Origin of the sequence: Sediminicola sp. 1XM1-17 (assembly GCF_037203765.1) — a bacterium.
Taxonomy (GTDB): domain Bacteria; phylum Bacteroidota; class Bacteroidia; order Flavobacteriales; family Flavobacteriaceae; genus Sediminicola.
The window spans coordinates 310,696-330,312 of sequence record NZ_JBBCAS010000004.1 but is presented as its reverse complement, the minus strand read 5'-3'; the positions used below and the strand labels follow the sequence as shown (position 1 = coordinate 330,312).

Here is a 19,617-nt window from a genome sequence, read left to right as displayed (position 1 = left end):
GAGGTCGTACTTCCCAATGTCATCTCGAGCGGAGTCGAGAGGTATTTTGGATGTTGCTGTCAATGAGGTTTCGACTCCGCTCAACCTGACAGCTTAAGCTTAGCGCCTGTTATTGTTTTAGCCAGCGTGGTCCCCTCGAGCGGAGTCGAGAGGTCGTACTTCCCAATGTCATCTCGAGCGGAGTCGAGAGGTATTTTGGATGTTGCTGTCAATGAGGTTTCGACTCTGCTCAACCTGACAGCTTAAGCTTTGCGATTATTATAGCTTTAGCCAGCATGGTCCCCTCTAGCGGAGTTGAGAGGTTCATTCTTAGCACTGCTGTCATGAAGGTTTCGACTCCGCTCAACCTGACAGCTTAAGCTTATCGCCTGTTATTGTTTTCGCCAGCATGGTCCCCTCGAGCGGAGTCGAGAGGTTTTGATACTGCTCAGTTCTTCCATGACTTGGTCGTGATCTTCACCATTGGCGGCTCAGAATCTACCCCTTCAATATTGATGTTGATATCCTTGTTTTTCTTGGCAATTTTGATGGCTTCCTCAGCCGAAATGGGCTCTCCATTCAGGAAGAATGTCGCTCCTTGTTCCGCCAGTTTTTCCAAATCGGCAGAAGGGGGCATTGGTGGAGGAGGCGGGGCAATCTGGTTCTCATCGGTGGTGACAACTACTGCTAAATTTTCTCCATCCCTACCTTTATGGTCATAGACCGGTTTGGGGTTGCCCTTTTTGTAGTTTTCTGCAGCCTTGGGCGTTTTTGGAGTTGCGACTTCAGGGGCATCGGCAGGTAATGGCGGTGGCGCAGGCAAATCCGAATTTTTCATCACCTTGGGCGTTTTGGGAGTTGCAACTGCTGGTGGCGGAGGTGGAAAGTTGGGATACAGTTCCGCTGATGCCTTTTGTTCCAGGGTCATACGGTCATAAAGCTGCTTTAAGCGTGTCACGTCCTTTGTTTTGATCACGTACTTTCCTTTTGCTTGGGAATTGTACTTTCTGGCCAAGGCATTGTATTCTTTGATCTCCGTATTGGTGGCCCCTTTTTCTTGTTGGGAGTACGTCCTCCCCTTAATGTTGATGGTGGCCACCCCGTATTCCGTAAGGATAGCCTCCACTGCTTGGATGACTTTTTTTGGGGCTTCCCGATCTATAGTGATGATGGAAGGGACCGTTTGTGAGCGTTCTTCTTTGGAAAGGTCCATATTGTACTTCAATAAAAAAGAACCCAGGTCTTTGAGCTCCACCAACTGTGAATGGACCAATAACTGTCCATTTTTATTGATGAGAATCTCAATGATTTCTGCTTTTTCCGTGGGTATCTCCGTTGCTATTTTGGATGGGGTCGTTATTTGTTGTGCTGTGGTCTTCTGTTCCAATTCCACAATTTCCCTATTGCTAAAACTAAAGAGCAATAGTGCCAATAAAGGCAACAGCAATAGACTTTTGAGCCAAAGGGCTTTTTGAGAAGTGTGTGTTTTCATGATGATGATTCGTTTTTTGATTGATAAATAATTGATTGAATTTGATAAAACTGGTTCTGGATTATCTGGAGAAGAAAATGCCAGTAATATTTTTTGATAGGTAGATGTCGTTGCCCCTTTGTGCAGTACGCCTTCGTCCGCCAGGAATTCGTGGTTCAGTTTTATAAAATGCTTGGCAATATAGATCAGGGGATGGAACCATAAAACAATCTGCAGGAGCTCAAGCAGAAGGATATCCAGACTGTGTTTTTGTTTGGCATGGGTCTCCTCATGCCAAAAAACTTCTTGTGGAATCTGGTGGGATATGTATTTTTTCTTGTTGAAAAATACATAGCTGAAAAAGGTATGTGGTGCTATTGGATCTTGCAGTAAAACATGTTGGCAGTGACCGGACTTTTCTTTCGGATTATTTTTGATCCTTTTGATGACCCCTGATAGATTGATTAAAAATTTGATGGAGAACAAGACTACCCCAAGTCCATAGAGACCCCATAGGATATAGGGAAAATAAGTAATGGGTTCATTTATAAGGGTGGGATTTTGCGCTAAGGTGGAGGCTTGTACAAAATCTGTACTGAAGGTTTGCGGTTCCACCAAAACATATTCGGTGAAGGTAATGGCCGGAATGCCCATGGCAAGAAGGAAGGCCCCCAATAAGTAGAATCGTTTAAATTGGTGCATGGTAGCCTGTTCCAAAAATACCTTGTAGAACAGCAGGAAGATGGCCAGAAGTGCACTAAATTTTAAGAGATAGATCCACATGGTTATTTCTTTTTGAGTTCGTTATCTATAATGGCCTTTAGATCTTCCAACTCTTCCCTGGTAAGATCGGTTTCCTTGGTAAAGAAAGAGGCGAACTGGGAGGCGCTGTCGTTAAAAAAATTCTTGATAAGGCTGTTGACATGCTTGGAAAAGTAGTCCTTCTTTTTTACCAGTGGATAATATTCCCTGGCATTGCCCGACATGGTGTAGTCCACAAATCCCTTATCCTTTATGCGCTTTAAAAGGGTGGCCACGGTGGTGGTGGCAGGTTTGGGTTCTGGGTAGGCCTCCAATAGGTCTTTCATAAAGGCCTTTTCCATACTCCAGAGGTGGTTCATCAGTTCTTCTTCGCTTTTGGAGAGTTTCATGGGCTATGGGCTATAGTGTTCTACAAACATAGAGCAAATTTATGAATTCTACAAATGTAGAGTGTAAAAAGTTGCGAATGCGTTAGCTATTGCAGCGGCATCCTTTTAATAAGGGGTGGTTCGGATTTATGCTATTAGATAGGCCTATTATTAAAAGATATAGCGGAAAGAGCGACCCGCAGGGGAACGCCAGACTGAGAAGTAGTGTAGCTGTCAATTATCCCTTCGAGCGGAGTCGAGAGGTTCATTCTTAGCACTGCTGTCATGAAGGTTTCGACTCCGCTCAACCTGACAGCTGAAGCTTAGCGCCTGTTATTGTTTTCGCCAGCATGGTCCCCTCGAGCGGAGTAGAGAGGTCTTGGGCAATTATATTTGTTGCGACAAGATTTTATTGATTTTACGATTGCTGTCACGTAGTTCTCGACTCCGCTCGAACTGACAGCAACTGCGTTGTAACTTTTAAGCGAGTTATCCATAATGTCCCCTCGAGCGGAGTCGAGAGGTATTTTGGATGTTGCTGTCAATGAGGTTTCGACTGCGCTCAAACTGACAGCTGAAGCTTAGGGCCTGTTATTGTTTTAGCCAGCATGGTCCCCTCGAGCGGAGTCGAGAGGTATTTTGGATGTTGCTGTCATGAAGGTTTCGACTGCGCTCAAACTGACAGCTGAAGCTTAGCGCCTGTTATTGTTTTAGCCAGCATGGTCACCTCGAGCGGAGTCGAGAGGTTGATTTTTCCCGACTCCGCCCATGGACCTATGCTTATTTGGAAAGCTCTGTAAAATGCTTGTAGAAATGCGGAATGGTTTCAATTCCCTTCAGGTAATTCCACACCCCAAAATGCTCATTGGGGGAGTGAATGGCGTCGCTATCGAGTCCAAAGCCCATTAAAATGGTCTTGCTGTTCAGTTCCTTTTCAAACAGGGACACAATGGGGATACTGCCCCCGCTGCGCTGTGGAATGGGTGTTTTTCCAAAGGTGGCCTCATAGGCTTTGGACGCTGCCTGGTACCCGATATGGTCAATAGGGGTCACATAGCCCTGTCCGCCATGGTGGGGCGTTACCTTGACCGTTACCCCTGCCGGGGCGATGCTCTCAAAATGCGACTTGAACAGTTGGGTGATCTCCTTCCAATCTTGGTTGGGGACCAGACGCATGGAAATTTTGGCATAGGCCTTACTGGCAATCACGGTTTTGGCGCCGGCGCCGATATAACCGCCCCAGATCCCGTTGACATCCAGAGTAGGTCTAATGGAGTTGCGTTCATTGGTGGTATACCCTTTTTCTCCGTAAACCGATGCTATTTTTAGGGCGTCTTGGTATTTTTCCAGATCAAAGGGGGCCTTGGCCATTTCTGCCCGCTCCTCCTTGGAAAGTTCTTCTACCTTGTCATAGAATCCTGGAATGGTAATATGGTTATCTGCATCGTGTAGGGATGCGATCATTTTGGTCAGTACATTGATGGGATTGGCCACGGCACCGCCATAGAGTCCGGAGTGCAGGTCCCTATTGGGGCCAGTGACTTCTACCTCCACATAGCTGAGTCCCCTAAGTCCCGTGGTGATGGAGGGAACTTCCTTGGCGATCATACCCGTATCTGAAATAAGGATGATATCGTTGGTGAGTTTTTCTTTGTTGTTGGCCACAAATTCCGATAGGTTTTCGCTCCCTACTTCTTCTTCCCCTTCGATCATGAATTTTACGTTGCAGGGAAGCTGGTTGTTCTGCACCATGTATTCCAATGCCTTTACGTGCATGTACATCTGCCCCTTATCGTCACAGGCGCCCCTGGCGAAAATGGCCCCTTCCGGGTGGAGGTCGGTATTTTTGATGACCGGCTCAAAAGGAGGGGAGTCCCACAGGTCTATGGGATCTGGCGGTTGCACATCATAATGTCCGTAGACCAGAACGGTGGGAAGGTTGGCATCAATTATTTTTTCGCCGTAAACAATGGGATATCCTTTGGTCTCACAGATTTCCGCCTTATCGCAACCGGCCTCCAAAAGGGATGTTTTTACGGAAGCTGCGGCGTCCATAACATCTTGGGAATAAGCGGGATCGGCACTGACGGATGGGATTTTTAGAAGTTGAATTAGCTCATTGATAAAGCGTTCTTTATTCTTGGTAACGTAAGCTGATATGTCTTGCATAGAATGTTTTAATAAGGCATAAAAATACAAAAAAGAACTTTTTATTGCCTAAGTATTTCAAAATACAAAATTTGCTTTATATTTGCAGTCCTTTTGAAGGCGAGGCGCTTTACAGCCAATTGTAAATTTGCCCATCGGAGTTAAAAATCTGGTTTTTAAAAGGAGGTATTGAAATGCAGGCGTGGTGGAATTGGTAGACACGCTAGACTTAGGATCTAGTGCCGTGAGGTGTGAGAGTTCGAGTCTCTCCGCCTGTACTTAGTAAGAAAGCTTCTCATTTATGAGGAGCTTTTTTTTTGGAATTGATTGAAGTGGTGGCCCCGATAGCTATCGGGGGGTAGACACGCTAGACTTAGGATCTAGTGCCGTGAGGTGTGAGAGTTCGAGTCTCTCCGCCTGTACAATCGCTCAAAGCCCTTGTAAACACAAGGGTTTTGTCGTTTCTAAAACCTTTCTGATATGAAAGGGCTCCACAAGAAATTTACCAATGAGTATGTAGAAGAGTATGTAAATCGCCCGAGGATCGAACTGGTCAATTATTTCTCCAAACCAAAGTTGTACATCTCCACCAAGAGGAAAAATGGCAAGGAGGTGGCCACGATAGAAAAAGGAAAGCGGTGGTACGTCTTTTATTATTTCCGAAATCCCGCTACCGGGAAAATGGGCAACAGACCTTTTAAGATCTACAGGAAACTAAATTCCCTAAACTCCATTAAAGAACGAAAGAAGGTAGGGAAGATGATGTGCGATATCATGTACGATATGCTCAAAGGGGGGTACTCGCCCTATGATGAAGATTTAAAGAACCTCACAGGTATCAAAGGAGAAGATTCCACTAAGAATATCATGACGGTAAGGCTGGCATTTGAACATGGCCTTGAACACAAAAAAGGGAGCTTGAAGCTTGGTAGCTATAAGGGCTATTACAATTATGTGACCCTCTTCTTGGCATGGTGCGACGATATGGGATTGGACAAGTTGGATATCTTGGAACTGGAACAATCCCACATCATCGACTACCTCAATTATCTAAGAAGGGACCCACCAAGTGGAAGGGGGCTGAAACCTACATCGGTTGCCAACACCAAAAGACACTTGGGGGCTATCATGGCCAAATTGTACGAGGATAAAATTGTGCCCAAGAATTTCTTCCCTGACATCAAGACCAAAAAGGGTAAGCCCGAAAAGAACCAGCCTTTTACAAAGGCAGAGGTCAAAATTATAAGGGACCATTGTATGGAGCACGAGCCAGTGCTATACGATTTTCTCCGCTTTATTTTTTATTCCTTTTTGCGGAACCAAGAGATCGTAAGGATACAGGTAAAGCATATAGATATGGAGAAACGTTTGGTCTCCATCCCGACCAAAGCCGATACGATGTCCCATATCTTGATGATAGAGCCCATGTACCAATTCTTGTTGACCAAGAAGTTGCATAAGTGCAAGAAGAACGATTTACTGTTCACTCCTTCGGGAAAACCAGGAGCTTGGAATTCTTCGGAAAAGGGAAGGGTTGCCTATTTCAGCAAAAGGTTTTTGGCCATTAAGGAACACTTTGGATTTGATGCCAACAAGACCACCTATTCTTTTAGGCACAATGCTGCTGTGGACCTGTTCCAAAGTTTTGTGGCTAGTGGGCAATCGGAAAACGAGGCCATTGGTAATTTGATGAACATTACACGTCACAAGAGCGAGGATGCCCTTAGAAATTATTTGCGCGATATCGGGGCGGTGGTACCAGAAGATTGGTCCAGTAGTTACAATATGAATTTTTAGTGGTTAATGGTGGTGTTTGGTTTAACCACCAATTACCACCATTTCCAAATATCCGAATAACCACTGAAAACTACCTTATATATGCCTCAAAAAACCACTGTTCTCTAAAGGCATACAAATTTAAGTAGTTATGGGGTTTACTAACTAATAGATTCCATCCAAATTGCGATATATCTTGGTTTCAATCAAAAATAGTATTCCTCGTCAACTGGTTTTATAAATCAAAGATTCCTGTCTTGTAAATTAACTTTCATGTTATTAGCAAACTGGGCGATTAAACCAGTCTTTATTTCCAAAAATATCACTTACTGAATTTGGAATCAATTTGATTTATAAAAGACATAAGTTGAAAGAAAAGTAGTTCTTAACTTTCCTCAATACTCCAATTCACATCTCCTAAATCCAAATTGGTATACATATCTACTTCTAACCAAGAAAAACCGCCTTCCGCATTATTTAGAATTAGGCCATAACCGGAGAAGGTTTCATTGTTCAGATTGAGTGCGGATCCCTTTTTTATATGAGCGTCCATTTTTTCATATTGTTCGTCTGAAATACTTATAACGATTTTTTTCATGGGCCTTAACTATAGAGGAATTAGGATCTTACCAAATGAATCAAATTTTTCACTGAATCGTCGGTCCATCCGGCAGCTCCGCTTAGTTGATTACATGTAATAAAAGTTTGCCCATGAGCATTTTGATATTTGACAACCTTTATATCACCTCTTTTATTTCTTCCGACTATGTGAATTGTACCATCTTCCTGTATATCGAAAAGTTCGGCTAATAATTCTTTTGTAACATAGTTTTGAGCGCCTATAATTACTGTCTTGAACCTTTTATAAAAAGCACTTGATAGTAGGTCTTTTCTCTCCTTATTGATTTTCATTTTTCCAGGGCTATATTTTGATGGCATATGATTAAATTCAGTCATGAAGCAATCTTGAAAAAACGAAGTATTATAGTCCATTGAATTTAGATGTGTTTTCGTGTCCTTATTTTTTAGACCTGAAGCGATAGTAGCATACATTCCCCATGTATGGCGCTGCTTTATAACACCTGTATGGTATGCCTTTGGGAACATTGGATTGAACCCAATTTCATTGTTCAAATTTTGATGGTCTAGAGGCTCCTTGGTTTTTTTAAGTTTATGCCATTGTGCAGTATTATTCACACTCTCCTTTATGAATAAGCCAGGACTATTGATTATGTTAAATGCTTTTTCTTTCCCAATAAAAAGAAGGTCTGAATCAGGGTTTCCAAAACCTAGATAAAAGGGATTGGCTAGTTGATTCATTTCCTTCATATTTTCGACTTGCACACTTACTGATTGCCATATTTTTTCTCGTTTTAGACAATCATTTTCATTAAGTAATTCTATAAAACTTTTTTGGAGAGCTTTATCTTTTAAAGGAAGGTTTTCAACGTATTCAATATATTTTGATTCTAGGCCTTGTTCTAATAGATTGTTCATAAATGAGAAATTTTGTTTTTGGTATGATTCCAAACATAGAATAATTAAGAATATTTTCGCGATAAATGTTGTCAAGTCAAGGATTTTGTACATGAAATTACCTTCCAGTACATTGCGGTCTTGCATCTCTTCCAAAGTTTTGTGGCCAGCAGGCAATCGGAGAACGAAACCATTGGTAATTTGATGAACCTAACCAGTCATAAGAGTGAGGTTGCACTGAGAAACTATTTAAGGGATATTGGGGCGGTAGTACCCGAGGATTGGTCCAGTAGTTATAATATGGGTTTTTAGAGGTCCCGATATCCCTCCCGATAGCTATCGGGATATCGGGATGGATGGAGGTGGTGATTGGTTTAACCGTCAAATCAAGGCATGTAACACCTGAAACCATCTAAAAAAGTCAATTTTCTTCAATTTTTCATATAACTAACTGCATTTTAAAGTGTATTAATGGATAAAAATGAGGAATTAATAGTTGATTGGTTTATTCATATATTCTAATAAAAAATAGTAAAACTAGATGCTTTGGTAATGTATATATTCTATATATTTAAACTAAATAAAATAAAACAATTATGGGATTTTTTGGAGATAACTAAAGTGAGAAGCTAGATAAAAAACTTAAGGATTTTAAAATGTATACTTCAGATCTAGCCTTTAAAGGAGAAATATTAGATAGCAAATTTGTTTTAATGGCTGGTATAAATATGTATGATGCATCCAACATGCTAATTGATGAATGCATTCAACAAGGATATGACGCAATTATAGGAGTAGGAATTGGAGGGGGTTCAGGAATGTATGTTTATGGGACAGCAGTAAAATTAAAAAAATAGAATATGCAGATTACCCCAAATAAAAAGGGTGATAGCACTAACTATCACCCTTTTATTATTTTAAAGTAGTACCAATTATTGCGTATAAGGAATTCGTCTAGTTACCTTGCGCATTAAGGTATTGATCATGTCATCAGAATTGGTGCCCAAACCACCTTTTACTTTCTTATTATAATTAACGACCAGTTCATCATCTGAAGCGTTTACAATATCCATATTGATGATTCCTTGGCTAGAAGCACCAAAACCACCAAATAATACCCCAATCGCAATATTTGCAGCGTCGGACATGGGCTTGGAGGTTTCCATAGAACCTTTGATAATGGCATCTACCCCTAAAATTTCGGCCAATTCACTTACCAAATAGGCATCCAATTCATTAATGTCTATGCCTGCTTTTTTTAATAGGGCATTGGTTTTTGACGGTGATTGCACGTTGATCTCCATCGATCCTCTTTTTTTGCGTTTCAAAAACCAAGAATGCATTGCTCTTTGAACATCGAGACCCTCATTTTGTTCCATTTCAGTGATTTGCTCAGAGGTAAAATCCTTCAGTTGTTTTGGTCGCAATTTAACTTGTACATCAAAGGGGATGATTGCCATGGTCTCCGTTTTGGCAACATAGGCATCGGCATCGTCATGGACATACAAATGGGTTTGGGCAAAGGATAAACTAACTGTAAAAAATAAAACTAGATACATTGTAATTTTCATTCGTAATGGTTTAAAAGGTTGAAAAATTTATAATCTAAGAGGTAAACGGCAAATTATAGACTTTATTCTTCGAAAAACTCTAGGTAATAAAGATTAAATTCTAAGATCCTGACTATAAGAGAAATAGAAAATATATTCTTTTTGTAGAAAATTTTTTCAATATTTGTCCGTTCATTCAAACGAAATAAATCATTATCAATATTTAAATTATGGCCGTTTTACGGGAATCCATAATAGATTGTGGTTTGCCTATATTAATTTTAACCCTGGCAATATTGCCAAACACCAAATCAATTTATAACCTTAAGAATTTTATGAAAACAATGTCAACAGTAGTAGTATCCTCAATGCTTTTAATATTGGGGAGTTGTAGTAAGGAATCTGCATCAGATGAATTTGAACAAGCCAACGGAAAGGTGGCTGAAAAATTAGTTACCCGGATGGATATCACTTCTGCCCAAGATTCAGATGACAACGGCGCCTTATTTATTAACTATGATTCAAAGAATAGGGTGAGCAGTTTTACAGATGGGAATGACTCAACTATACTAGTGTATGAGGATGATGAGCTTTCTACAATATCCGGGGGCAGTGAACCGATGCAAACCAGTGAATTTTATCAAATGCCTTATGATATTTTCCAATTCGGAGAAGTTGTAGAATTTGATTCCAATAAGAACCCATCTGTGATAAGGTTACTTGAGGAAGACTATAACGGTAATGTTTATGAATACAAGGTTGAAATATCCTATGATCCAACACCCAATCCATTTTTCTATACATTAAAGGCAGCTGGGGTGATAGATGTTTTGGATAAGGTTCAGTTCAATTTAAGTATGTCGCCACAATCACCGGACCTTATTCAGGCAAGAAAATTATTGCCATTGAACAACATCAAAAAAATAGTGGTTACCGATGTTGAGAGGGGGAAAATCACCTATCAGTTAGTAGGGGACTATATTTATGATGAAGATGATTATCCTACTTCAGCATCTTTTACAGCTATATCGGAGGATGATGGTACAAATATCTTTTTAAAGAAATACGAGTATAAATAGTCAAGTCAAGGTTTCGGCCTCAAGAGTACAGCTCTATTACCTTGTTTCTAATAAAAAGTAAAACGGTCAAATTAAGGATACCCCTTCGAGGGTATTTTTTTGTTATTATTTAATTTGGTAAAAAACAGTTAACCACCATTAACCACCAAAAACCACTTTTTTAGTTCTCATTAATTATGTCAGAAAACCACTAAATCAAAGCATTTAACCACCAAAAATAGCTCAAATAACCACCGTTAACCACCAATAACCACCAATAACCACAAATAACCACTGATCACCTCTGCTTTTCCTGAACATTAGTATTTACCTTATTAATTTTTTACACTTTGTTATGAACTGGCTTTAAAATTTCAACAAATTCCCCTACAACCCTCATTTCTGCACCATTTTCTTCATTGATAATGATGTTTTTATAAGAATTATCAAACGAATTGGGCCTTAAAACAATAGCAGTGTGTTTCCAGTTTTCTTCGGTATTTACTTTTTCACTTGAATAGGTCTTGATGGTAAAAGCTGAATTGAAATCTTGATCTTGGATATCCATGTTTTCTACCAAAACAATTTTTCCATTTCTACTTCCCCCAGCATCTGGTTTAAATAAACAAATTGAACCATTTGGGATTACTCTGTTCATTGATTCCCCAATTATTTTACAAGCAAAATAATCGCTGTTTGGATTACCATTTTCCGGTCCTTCAATTAAGGTGAAATTTTTATTTGATTGCATTTCACTAAACGAACCAGCAGCAGCATAAAAATCATAAAATGGGATGGGATTTCTTAACTCTTGCTCAAAATTGAATGTTCCTTGTACTGGAACTATAGTGTCTTTCTTTTCTATCTTGGATGCAGCTACCTTTCCTTTTTCGTGTAAATAATTATACATCGTGGCTGTAACAGGATTTGCTAAAATGAAACGGATTTTTACAACTGAAATTTGCTTACCCTTATCATTGCTCATTGTGGTTTGCTCAACATGGTTCAAGTCTGGACTTATCTCTCCCATATAGTAGAAATCCATTCCTTCATCATTGTTTTTTTTAATAAATAAAGGTAGGCGGATAGGTCCGTTTTTGCCTAAAATAGATTGAACATCATTACTTTCAATTTTTCTGTTGGACTTAGACATCCAATCAAATTCTTTATTATTTACAAATTCATCCTCATATTTTGTTGACTCTGAAATGTCCTCCTCCTTATGATAATTCACAAAAATTGGACAATGAGAATTATCGGGACAAACTAAATAACCTCCCACATTTTGGGCAACAGGGTTTTCCGATATATTTAATATTCTAAAAACATCTTTACGTGAGTATTTTCTGTAAAGTACAAAACCATCCTGCCAATTATCCGGGTCAAATAATTTGTCGAATTCATGGATTGAATAATTAGTGGAATCTAGTAGAAATCTTTTAAATGTTCCTTGGCTTAGATATGATTGAAACGCACTAGAGAGGACAAATTTTCCATTTTCTAATTTTATAATATCCAGATCATAAATCTTTTTAGCTGAAAGCAATTTGCCACCTTTTTTTTCTCTAATGAATTCAAAATTTAAATTTGAGACACAAGATGTAATGGTTTCGTCTGAAATGGAATACTTATACTTTTGTAAAACGAATTCTTTTAAATCGTTAATAGATAGTTTGCCAGATTCAATTAATAATTTGATTATTAAACTTTCCTCGACCCTTTTTGAATTATTTATTTCCTTAGAAAATAGATCCAAAAGTTTCACTTGTTGTTTAGATAATTCCAAAGGATTTTCTTTCTCGACTTTGACAATGAAATTATAATAGGAATTGGAATAATCCACGTATAAATAAGGGTCTCTAGAACCGTGTTCTATAAAATCCATCATCATCGGAATTTTTCCCAACTTAAATTTCAACAGGTTGTAATCCTTTTTCAAATCAGATAACAACTGCATGTTTGCAGAATCAATGGATTGAAATATTTTTTCTTTTGTGATTTCATCAAAATTAATAGTCGAAGCCCCAGGGATCATCCTACTACCTTCACTAATTAATTTCCTCAAGGAGTCTTTGTTATAGGAAGTATCACCATAAAGCGCAACGGGAATTAAGTAATTGTTTTCATAGTTTCCTATAAAATCAATGACCGTTAAATAGCCCTTTCCTTCAACCTTTCTTAAACCCCTCCCCAATTGCTGAATAAAAATAATTGCTGACGATGTAGGTCGTAGCATTATGATCTGATTGATTTTTGGAATATCAATCCCTTCATTGAATATATCAACAGTAAAAATGTAATCTAGTTTGTCGCTTATATTATCCGATTCTAATTTTTCAATAGCATCGGCTCTTTGTTCTTCAGAACTATCCCCTGTTAAAGCAACAGTTTTATATCCTTTTAAATTAAATAAAGCGGATAATTCAATTGCTTCATTCTTTCTTGAACAAAAGATTAGACCTCTAGTTATTCCATTATCGCTTCCGTAGAAATTTGCTTGTTCAATGATCCTATCAACCCTTTCGCTGGAAACTAATAGGTTGAAATCTGACTTGTTATCAATGGTATTGTCGTCAATTAATAAATCCGTAACTCCATAATAATGAAATGAACTGAGCATTTCCTCTTCCATTGCTCTGTTTAATCTAATTTCATAAGCAATATTGTGGTCAAATAATTGAAATATGTCGTTCCCATCAGTTCTTTCAGGAGTGGCCGTCATTCCCAATAGAAAATTAGGTTCAAAGTAATCTAATAATCGTAAATACGAATCGGCCCCTGACCTATGGGTTTCATCAATAATTATGTATTCAAAATGGTCTTTTGAAAAGTTTTCTAAATTTATAGTTTTTGAAATAGTTTGAATAGTGGAAAACACGAAATCACATTCTAATTCCTTTTGATTTCCAGAAAATAGCCCCATAGATCTATCCTTCCCAAAGACACTTCTAAATGTATTTAATGAATCTTTTGCAATAGTTAACCTATGCACCACAAACAATAATGTTTTTGGCTTAAAAGCTTTGGCATCAAAGGCTGATAAATAGGTTTTACCTGTTCCAGTAGCAGAAATTAACAAAGCTTTACTCTTATTATCAGCTCGTAAGTCACTTAGGTTTTTCAATGCCTCCACTTGCATTGAATTTGGCGTAATAATGGTTAAAGGCTCAGTAGGGTATTCAATGTTGTTTGTCTTTCGTAGAAGAAACTGCTTCTGATATATTTCCTCATAAGACAAGATATATGCTGGGGTTACGGGAGTTGCTTTATCAAAATCAGAGTGAAATTCACCGAGTACTTTTTCAACAAGACCACTTTCATCTAATGCGGATACTTTAATATTCCATTCCTTGTTAGTAGACAAAGCCTGAGCCGTTAAATTACTACTACCCACAATTAGATTATAATGTCCCTTGCTTTTAAAGATATACCCTTTTGCATGCGCATTTCCTGTTGTTGCAATTCTTAGGTCTATATTTCTGAATTGGGCTAATCTTTTTAGGGCCTCTGGTTGCGTAAAGTTTAAATATTGAGAGACTAAAATTTCTCCCTTTATTCCCCGATTTTCTAGTTCTTTAAGCTTATTGATTATTGTTGCAACACCACTGGTGGTTACAAAAGCTACAGATATAAAAAACTGACAGCAATTTTCAAGCTCCTGAATAATTGTAGAAAGAACCTTTTTAGGTGGATTTTTTTGATTAACAAGCAACTCTGGTTGGTAGTCAATATTGGATAAAATGGTTTTATCCACATAACCCGTTTGTAAGCTGTTATTAAAAATTTGGTATTTTTTATCCATTCATTGCTAATTTATTCACCATAGGAATATCAGCTGCTGCCCAATCTAATTCTTCTAATTCTGATGGGGCTAGCCATTTGTATGCTATATGTTCCGTTAAGGACACTGTAGGGTCTTCACAAGAACATATGAAGCTGTACATTGTTATGAGAAAATCTGGATATTGATGTTTTACTGTTAGAAATTGTTTTTCTGTTTTAATATTCATAACCAATTCTTCCCGAACTTCTCTTATGATGGTTTCTTCTAAAGTTTCTCCATCTTCTATCTTGCCACCCGGAAACTCAAATTTCTTTGATATATAATTATACTTGTTCTCACCTCGCTGTACGCACAAGATTTTATTATTGTGTTTTATAATTGCAGCTACTACACTTATTTCCTTCATAAATTATTCATTAATCATATCTGCTTAAATATATAAAAAGTAGAGTAGACATATGCTATCGTGAAATTTCGCCATATAAATTATTCTTGGATGAATTGACAAAGTTTACGGTTTTCATTTTTGACTTTAAATATCTAATACGGTAATAAATTCCCCAATAACTTTTAATTCTTCCAATTCATTTTCATCTAATACAATATCCGTGTAATTTGGATTAAGCGATAGAGGTTTAAGTACAATTGATTTATGATGCCAACCTTCTTCTGAAGCGAATTTATTACTATGATAAGATTTTATAGTAAATCCAGAACCAAAGTCCGAGTCTTGAATATTATAATGTTCAACCAATACAATTTTACCTTCGCGGGAACCTCCAGGGTCCTTTTTGAATAAACAATATGAACCATTTTCAATTTTCTTGTTCATCGATTCTCCTAAAACCTGACATACAAAATAACCTTCTCTTGCAGATATATTTACAGGTAATTCTACCCAGTCATAATTTTCGAAATTGGACTGAATTTGTAAATCACTAAATCCTCCAGCAGCAGCATAGATGTCCAATAGAGGTACTGAGTTTACATATGGTCTAACATCTGTAATCGGTAAAATTCTAAGCTTGCTTTCAGCTTGGTAAGAGGAAATATGTTCTTTAAAGTATTCTCGTAGATTTTTGTCACACGCATAGATATAAGCACCTCTTATGCCCCTGTACATTATTGTTTTATAAATGTTGACAATGTATTCTTTTAGGTCTTCGATATCATCAATTCCTCTTTTCCCATTCTTATCAAAGTATTTTGATTTATCAATTTCTATTTGCCTACAAACCTTGTTAAATGTTATTTCTTCTCCAAAAATGATACCTGTATAATTCAGATCATATCCTTGAGTGGTATGTATACAACCAACTTCTTTAAAAGCTCCTTCTGAATTTATCCAATCTTTATCAGTTTTATTCCATTGTAATTCAACGCCATCAATCTCAATATCAATTGCATCAAGATCTGGTTTAGGTTTTTTTTTAGGGTCTGATAACCAAGGCCATGAGTATCCTGCAACTAATCTGCACAAGCCATGTTTTTGTTCTTGTATAGCTAATTGTGAATACATGTCTTTCATAGAATCAAAGACAACTAAGTCATATTTTTCAGGGGTAAAAAAACTTTTATTTTCACGTTTAATATTTAATAAGTCATCCACAAATGTTATGTAGTCATTTCCACCTTTTGATCGCATTTGAGATTGCAATTCAATCTCAATGGTGTTTTGTTTGCTTATTAGATCCTGAAAATGAGATGAAGGAATATCGGAAGGTTTAACTGATTGTGCTGAATCGTAAAAAAAAATCTGATTTTTGCTATTTGCAATTATCCAATCTAGTTCAGTTCCAGTATCATCTAAATCTAATTTCCGGTTGTTTTTCTTGAAAACACCCATCCATCCGATATTTTTATATTGCCTTAAACGATGTGCCTCATCAACAATCAGTAAGTCATACTTTTTTTTAAAAGTATCTGATGGGCTAATAATCATTGAGGATTTTAAATCCGGAATTTTCCTAAATACATTTTGCAAAGTCTTGCGTAAAGAACTCATTGCCACAACAAATCCAATTTCAGCATTAGGGTATTTATTTTTAAATGCTCTTATTAAGTTTATTTCTAAGATTTCATTATCACTAAAATCATCCATACTAGTATCTGAAACATCAGAACCAAGTAGTTTTATTAGATAAGTAGCAAGAATTGTTTTTCCTGTACCAGCACTACCTTTTATAAATATTATGCTAGACTCTTTTTGTGTTAGGGCTTCAATAATTTCTAAAACTGAATTGTATTGGTCTTCATTTAGGGATTTGTATGGAGAATATTTAAAAAGCTCAGAGTTTTCAATTTCTTCAAGTGATTTACTTACTATTTTATTCTCAATTAGCTTACCCCAAATGTCCTTGAAAAGGTTTTTATATAGGTCTTGTTGATAGTAACTATGGTTAATTAACCCGTGATTTCCATTTTGTAATTCATAGGTGCCTTCTGATGAAATGTATTGAATCAATTTTGATTCGATATCAAGGGTGGCCGATTTATTAAATTTATCTGAACCAATTATTGAAATTTGATTAAAGGCATTGGCTTTTTTTGGATTAGCTAAATGATTTTTAAATCGGTTAGAAAAGTTGGTTGATTCACCAACATAAGCTACCCTTTTAGATTCATTTTGAATGAAATACACTAATGGCCATTGATTTTTTACCCAAGGATTATTGTTCAATTTATCTAAGGACTTTTTATCAAAATCATAACGCTCTGAAACGTCTATAGATAGGTCAAAGGATAAACTCATAATTCATCATACTTTTTAGCAGTACCTCTTGCTTTTTTAATTGGGTATTTTTCTCCGTTCTTTTTTATTTTATCAAGTACTATTTGTTTTACATTAAAGTCATATTTATCTGCAAGCAAAAAGGCATAGGCAAAAACATCTGCCAATTCTTCTTTCACTTTTTCAATTTTAGCTTCTTCAGATTTTTTCCATAAGAACTCTTCCAGCAATTCACTTGATTCAATATTAATGGCTAAGGCCAAGTCTTTAGGATTGTGAAATTGTTCCCAGTCTCGTTCATTTCTGAATTTGATTAACTCTTCAGTAATTTGCTTAATATCATTCATTGACTTATATTTTTAACTTTTTTTACTCCAATCACATTTTAGGCTTCTCGTAAGGTTGTTTGGCTGTTTTGAAATCTATTTTGAAAATATACACATTTAGGATTATTTATATAATCAAAAATGGGTTTCTATTCTCAAATGCTGATTTCTTCTTAAAATATAATAAAGCAATATTTGTAAAATTAGTTAAGTAATGTGACGTTTCTGTATTTTAATTCTTATCCAGATTATTTCTTTTTAATATTAATTTATATGGTTGAAGCTCCAAGCTCCTTAAAAAATTCATAAGTTTTATTGAGTTGCCAAATAGGAGGAAAATATAATATAACACCATCTCTACCCCTAGTCAGCAATATTCTATAAGTATTTTGTCTAAGTTCGGTATTGCCCATAATAGAGCGCATAAATTCATAATTCCATCTGTTTTTATACCAAATATAGTCTGTACCCCAAACAACAATTGGCATTTGTATTTCAAAGCCAATTGCAGAAAATTCGCTTAGCGGGAGTAATTCGCCATTATAGGCATCGCATACCCCATTATTATTAAAATATTGATTAATTTCTAACCTGCTAGATTTATCATAATCATATTGCACATTACTTTTAAAATTTAAGTTGATGATTCCATTGATTTCAGATTCAGACGATGTTAGTGTACAATAGGAATTAGGTCTATGTTGGTATCTATCCTTACAATATTCTATTGCCTTATCTATATTTCTTGTAATAATTAATTTAAATCCATTATTGCTAATTTCAATAAACTCCTTCTTAAACTTATTAAAGTAGTATGAATCTAAAGCCCCTTCAAAATTGAGTAGCTTATTAATAAATAAAGGGTAACTGGGAGTTTTAAAATTTCTAAATGAATTTGATAAATCAAAATTGTTTCTTTCGAAAAAGCTTAACTTTTTGCTATGACCGATCTCTTTTTTCGTTTTTTCTGAACCATAAATCATCCATTTTCTACCTGTACTATTTATAGCCTCCTGCCATTGATAAAATCCCCCATACTCTCCCCAACCTAGTTCTTGTCCATCGCCTATTAGAACAACTAAAACACACCACTCTCTTGACTCATATAAATCCAAGACCAATTCGCTTTCACTTTTTTGTGAGCCAAAGTATTTATACATTTTACCTCGGCTCCAGAAACGCTGTGCTTCATCAAATACGACCAAATTCCAAAATGGAGAACTTTCTTTTTTTGAATATTCTGAGAGGAAATTATGACTTGTCTTAATATTAGAACAGACTCCAATTTCAGCATTTAAATTTTCAACAAATTGCCTGTTTTTGGTAACATATAATCCATTATTGTTAAATGCACATTTTAATCCTAATGCTGATTTGCCAGAACCAGGGGTACCTGTTAGAAAAACAATTGCATGCTCTTTTTTAGTCTTGGTTTCATTATAGATAGTATTTAAATCAATACTTATTTGACTAGAATCTACAAAACAAGCCTTTTCTATATGGGCTATTTCTTTGTTTTCAAATACTGCCTTAGCGTATTCAGTGATTGCAGGTACTGGTTTAAAATTTCCTTCGGTTAGACTATTAGGATTTACCATTAAATAGTCTTTATAATTTTCAAGTAAAACACTTTTTAAATTATTTGGACTTAAAACGACAACTTCTCCTTCATAATTTTTAAAATCCTCAGCCTGTAGCAATAATAGAATTGGTTTAAATTCAAAATGGGTGGCTGTGCTATGGTAAAACTCTAAATCAAGTTTATATCCATTTATTTGATCTAAATCGGCCAAAGAATAATTCGACTTATTTTTTACTTCAACAATAAAAATAGTCACACCGTTAGTGAGTAATATATCAGGTCGCTTACCACTGGATAAGGGAATGAGAAACTCAAAAAATATATTCCAGTTTTTATTATTCTTTTCAAAAAGGTTCTTAATTAAGTCAATAGATTTATTCCAAGAAATAACTTGACCGTTTGAAAACTCCGTACAATTTATCTTATCGCTAAGGATACATTTAATGTTATCGACTATTACTGAAGTTGAAAGCATTTTCAACTCGGCTACGGTATAATGGCTTTTTAATTTTTCTTTATTCAACATATTAATCTGGGCGAACGTTTAGATAAAGTAAATAGGTTAACTTAAATTGCCTGATATAGTATATAAACGCAATTTAATTA

At 36.5% G+C, this 19,617-nt stretch carries 15 protein-coding genes and 1 tRNA gene; 5 read left to right on the top strand and 11 right to left on the bottom strand.

Annotation, left to right across the window (positions count from 1 at the left end; genetic code table 11):
* Positions 1 to 427: 427 nt before the first annotated feature.
* The 3 genes from WAA86_RS08505 to WAA86_RS08495 all read right to left on the bottom strand — a co-directional run bounded on the left by WAA86_RS08505 (position 428) and on the right by WAA86_RS08495 (position 4,749).
* Positions 428 to 2,233 carry a M56 family metallopeptidase gene (locus tag WAA86_RS08505; RefSeq protein ID WP_337300573.1) on the bottom strand — a complete coding sequence of 602 codons (1,806 nt, stop codon included), beginning with the start codon at positions 2,231 to 2,233 and terminating at the stop codon, positions 428 to 430.
* Positions 2,234 to 2,235: 2 nt separating this feature from the next.
* Entirely contained in the window at positions 2,236 to 2,601 is a 366-nt protein-coding gene (locus WAA86_RS08500) for a BlaI/MecI/CopY family transcriptional regulator (protein ID WP_337300572.1), read from the bottom strand.
* A 759-nt stretch (positions 2,602 to 3,360) separates the two neighbouring features.
* Entirely contained in the window at positions 3,361 to 4,749 is a 1,389-nt protein-coding gene (locus WAA86_RS08495) for a dipeptidase (RefSeq protein ID WP_337300571.1), read from the bottom strand.
* A gap of 175 nt (positions 4,750 to 4,924) precedes the next feature.
* Here WAA86_RS08495 and WAA86_RS08490 point away from each other — a divergent pair.
* Positions 4,925 to 5,006: transfer RNA gene (locus WAA86_RS08490), tRNA-Leu, on the top strand.
* 202 nt (positions 5,007 to 5,208) lie between these two features.
* A complete protein-coding gene (locus tag WAA86_RS08485; RefSeq protein WP_337300570.1) occupies positions 5,209 to 6,525 on the top strand; it encodes a tyrosine-type recombinase/integrase in 1,317 nt (438 codons plus the stop codon).
* A 364-nt stretch (positions 6,526 to 6,889) separates the two neighbouring features.
* Here the strand turns inward: WAA86_RS08485 and WAA86_RS08480 are convergent, their stop codons facing one another.
* Positions 6,890 to 7,102: a hypothetical protein gene (locus WAA86_RS08480; RefSeq protein WP_337300569.1), complete on the bottom strand. Its 213-nt coding sequence runs from the start codon at positions 7,100 to 7,102 to the stop codon at positions 6,890 to 6,892.
* Between the two features lie 20 nt (positions 7,103 to 7,122).
* Positions 7,123 to 8,001: a hypothetical protein gene (locus WAA86_RS08475; RefSeq protein WP_337300568.1), complete on the bottom strand. Its 879-nt coding sequence runs from the start codon at positions 7,999 to 8,001 to the stop codon at positions 7,123 to 7,125.
* Between the two features lie 120 nt (positions 8,002 to 8,121).
* Between WAA86_RS08475 and WAA86_RS08470 the strand changes: the two genes are divergently transcribed.
* Together WAA86_RS08470 and WAA86_RS08465 are read left to right on the top strand one after the other, a co-directional pair.
* A complete protein-coding gene (locus WAA86_RS08470; RefSeq protein ID WP_337300567.1) occupies positions 8,122 to 8,292 on the top strand; it encodes a hypothetical protein in 171 nt (56 codons plus the stop codon).
* A 344-nt stretch (positions 8,293 to 8,636) separates the two neighbouring features.
* Complete coding sequence (locus WAA86_RS08465; RefSeq protein ID WP_337300566.1) at positions 8,637 to 8,837, top strand: hypothetical protein; 201 nt, start codon at positions 8,637 to 8,639, stop codon at positions 8,835 to 8,837.
* A 75-nt stretch (positions 8,838 to 8,912) separates the two neighbouring features.
* Here WAA86_RS08465 and WAA86_RS08460 read toward each other — a convergent pair whose 3' ends face one another.
* A complete protein-coding gene (locus WAA86_RS08460; protein ID WP_337300565.1) occupies positions 8,913 to 9,551 on the bottom strand; it encodes a hypothetical protein in 639 nt (212 codons plus the stop codon).
* Positions 9,552 to 9,874: 323 nt separating this feature from the next.
* Between WAA86_RS08460 and WAA86_RS08455 the strand changes: the two genes are divergently transcribed.
* Positions 9,875 to 10,609 (top strand): hypothetical protein, encoded by a 735-nt coding sequence (locus WAA86_RS08455; RefSeq protein WP_337300564.1) that lies wholly within the window; start codon positions 9,875 to 9,877, stop codon positions 10,607 to 10,609.
* Between the two features lie 322 nt (positions 10,610 to 10,931).
* Here WAA86_RS08455 and WAA86_RS08450 read toward each other — a convergent pair whose 3' ends face one another.
* From WAA86_RS08450 to WAA86_RS08430, 5 genes are all read right to left on the bottom strand, one after another.
* On the bottom strand, positions 10,932 to 14,390 hold the full coding sequence (locus WAA86_RS08450) for a DUF3427 domain-containing protein (RefSeq protein WP_337300563.1): 3,459 nt from the start codon (positions 14,388 to 14,390) through the stop codon (positions 10,932 to 10,934).
* Positions 14,383 to 14,778 carry a (deoxy)nucleoside triphosphate pyrophosphohydrolase gene (locus WAA86_RS08445; RefSeq protein ID WP_337300562.1) on the bottom strand — a complete coding sequence of 132 codons (396 nt, stop codon included), beginning with the start codon at positions 14,776 to 14,778 and terminating at the stop codon, positions 14,383 to 14,385. The genes WAA86_RS08450 and WAA86_RS08445 overlap by 8 nt, the downstream gene beginning before the upstream one ends.
* A gap of 126 nt (positions 14,779 to 14,904) precedes the next feature.
* Entirely contained in the window at positions 14,905 to 17,124 is a 2,220-nt protein-coding gene (locus WAA86_RS08440) for a DNA/RNA helicase domain-containing protein (protein WP_337300561.1), read from the bottom strand.
* Positions 17,121 to 17,450: a nucleotide pyrophosphohydrolase gene (locus tag WAA86_RS08435; RefSeq protein WP_337300560.1), complete on the bottom strand. Its 330-nt coding sequence runs from the start codon at positions 17,448 to 17,450 to the stop codon at positions 17,121 to 17,123. Before WAA86_RS08435 ends, WAA86_RS08440 begins: the two co-directional genes overlap by 4 nt.
* Before the next feature lie 248 nt (positions 17,451 to 17,698).
* The gene (locus WAA86_RS08430; protein ID WP_337300559.1) at positions 17,699 to 19,537 is read right to left on the bottom strand and encodes a DNA/RNA helicase domain-containing protein; all 1,839 of its coding nucleotides are present in this window, start codon (positions 19,535 to 19,537) and stop codon (positions 17,699 to 17,701) included.
* Positions 19,538 to 19,617: the final 80 nt, after the last annotated feature.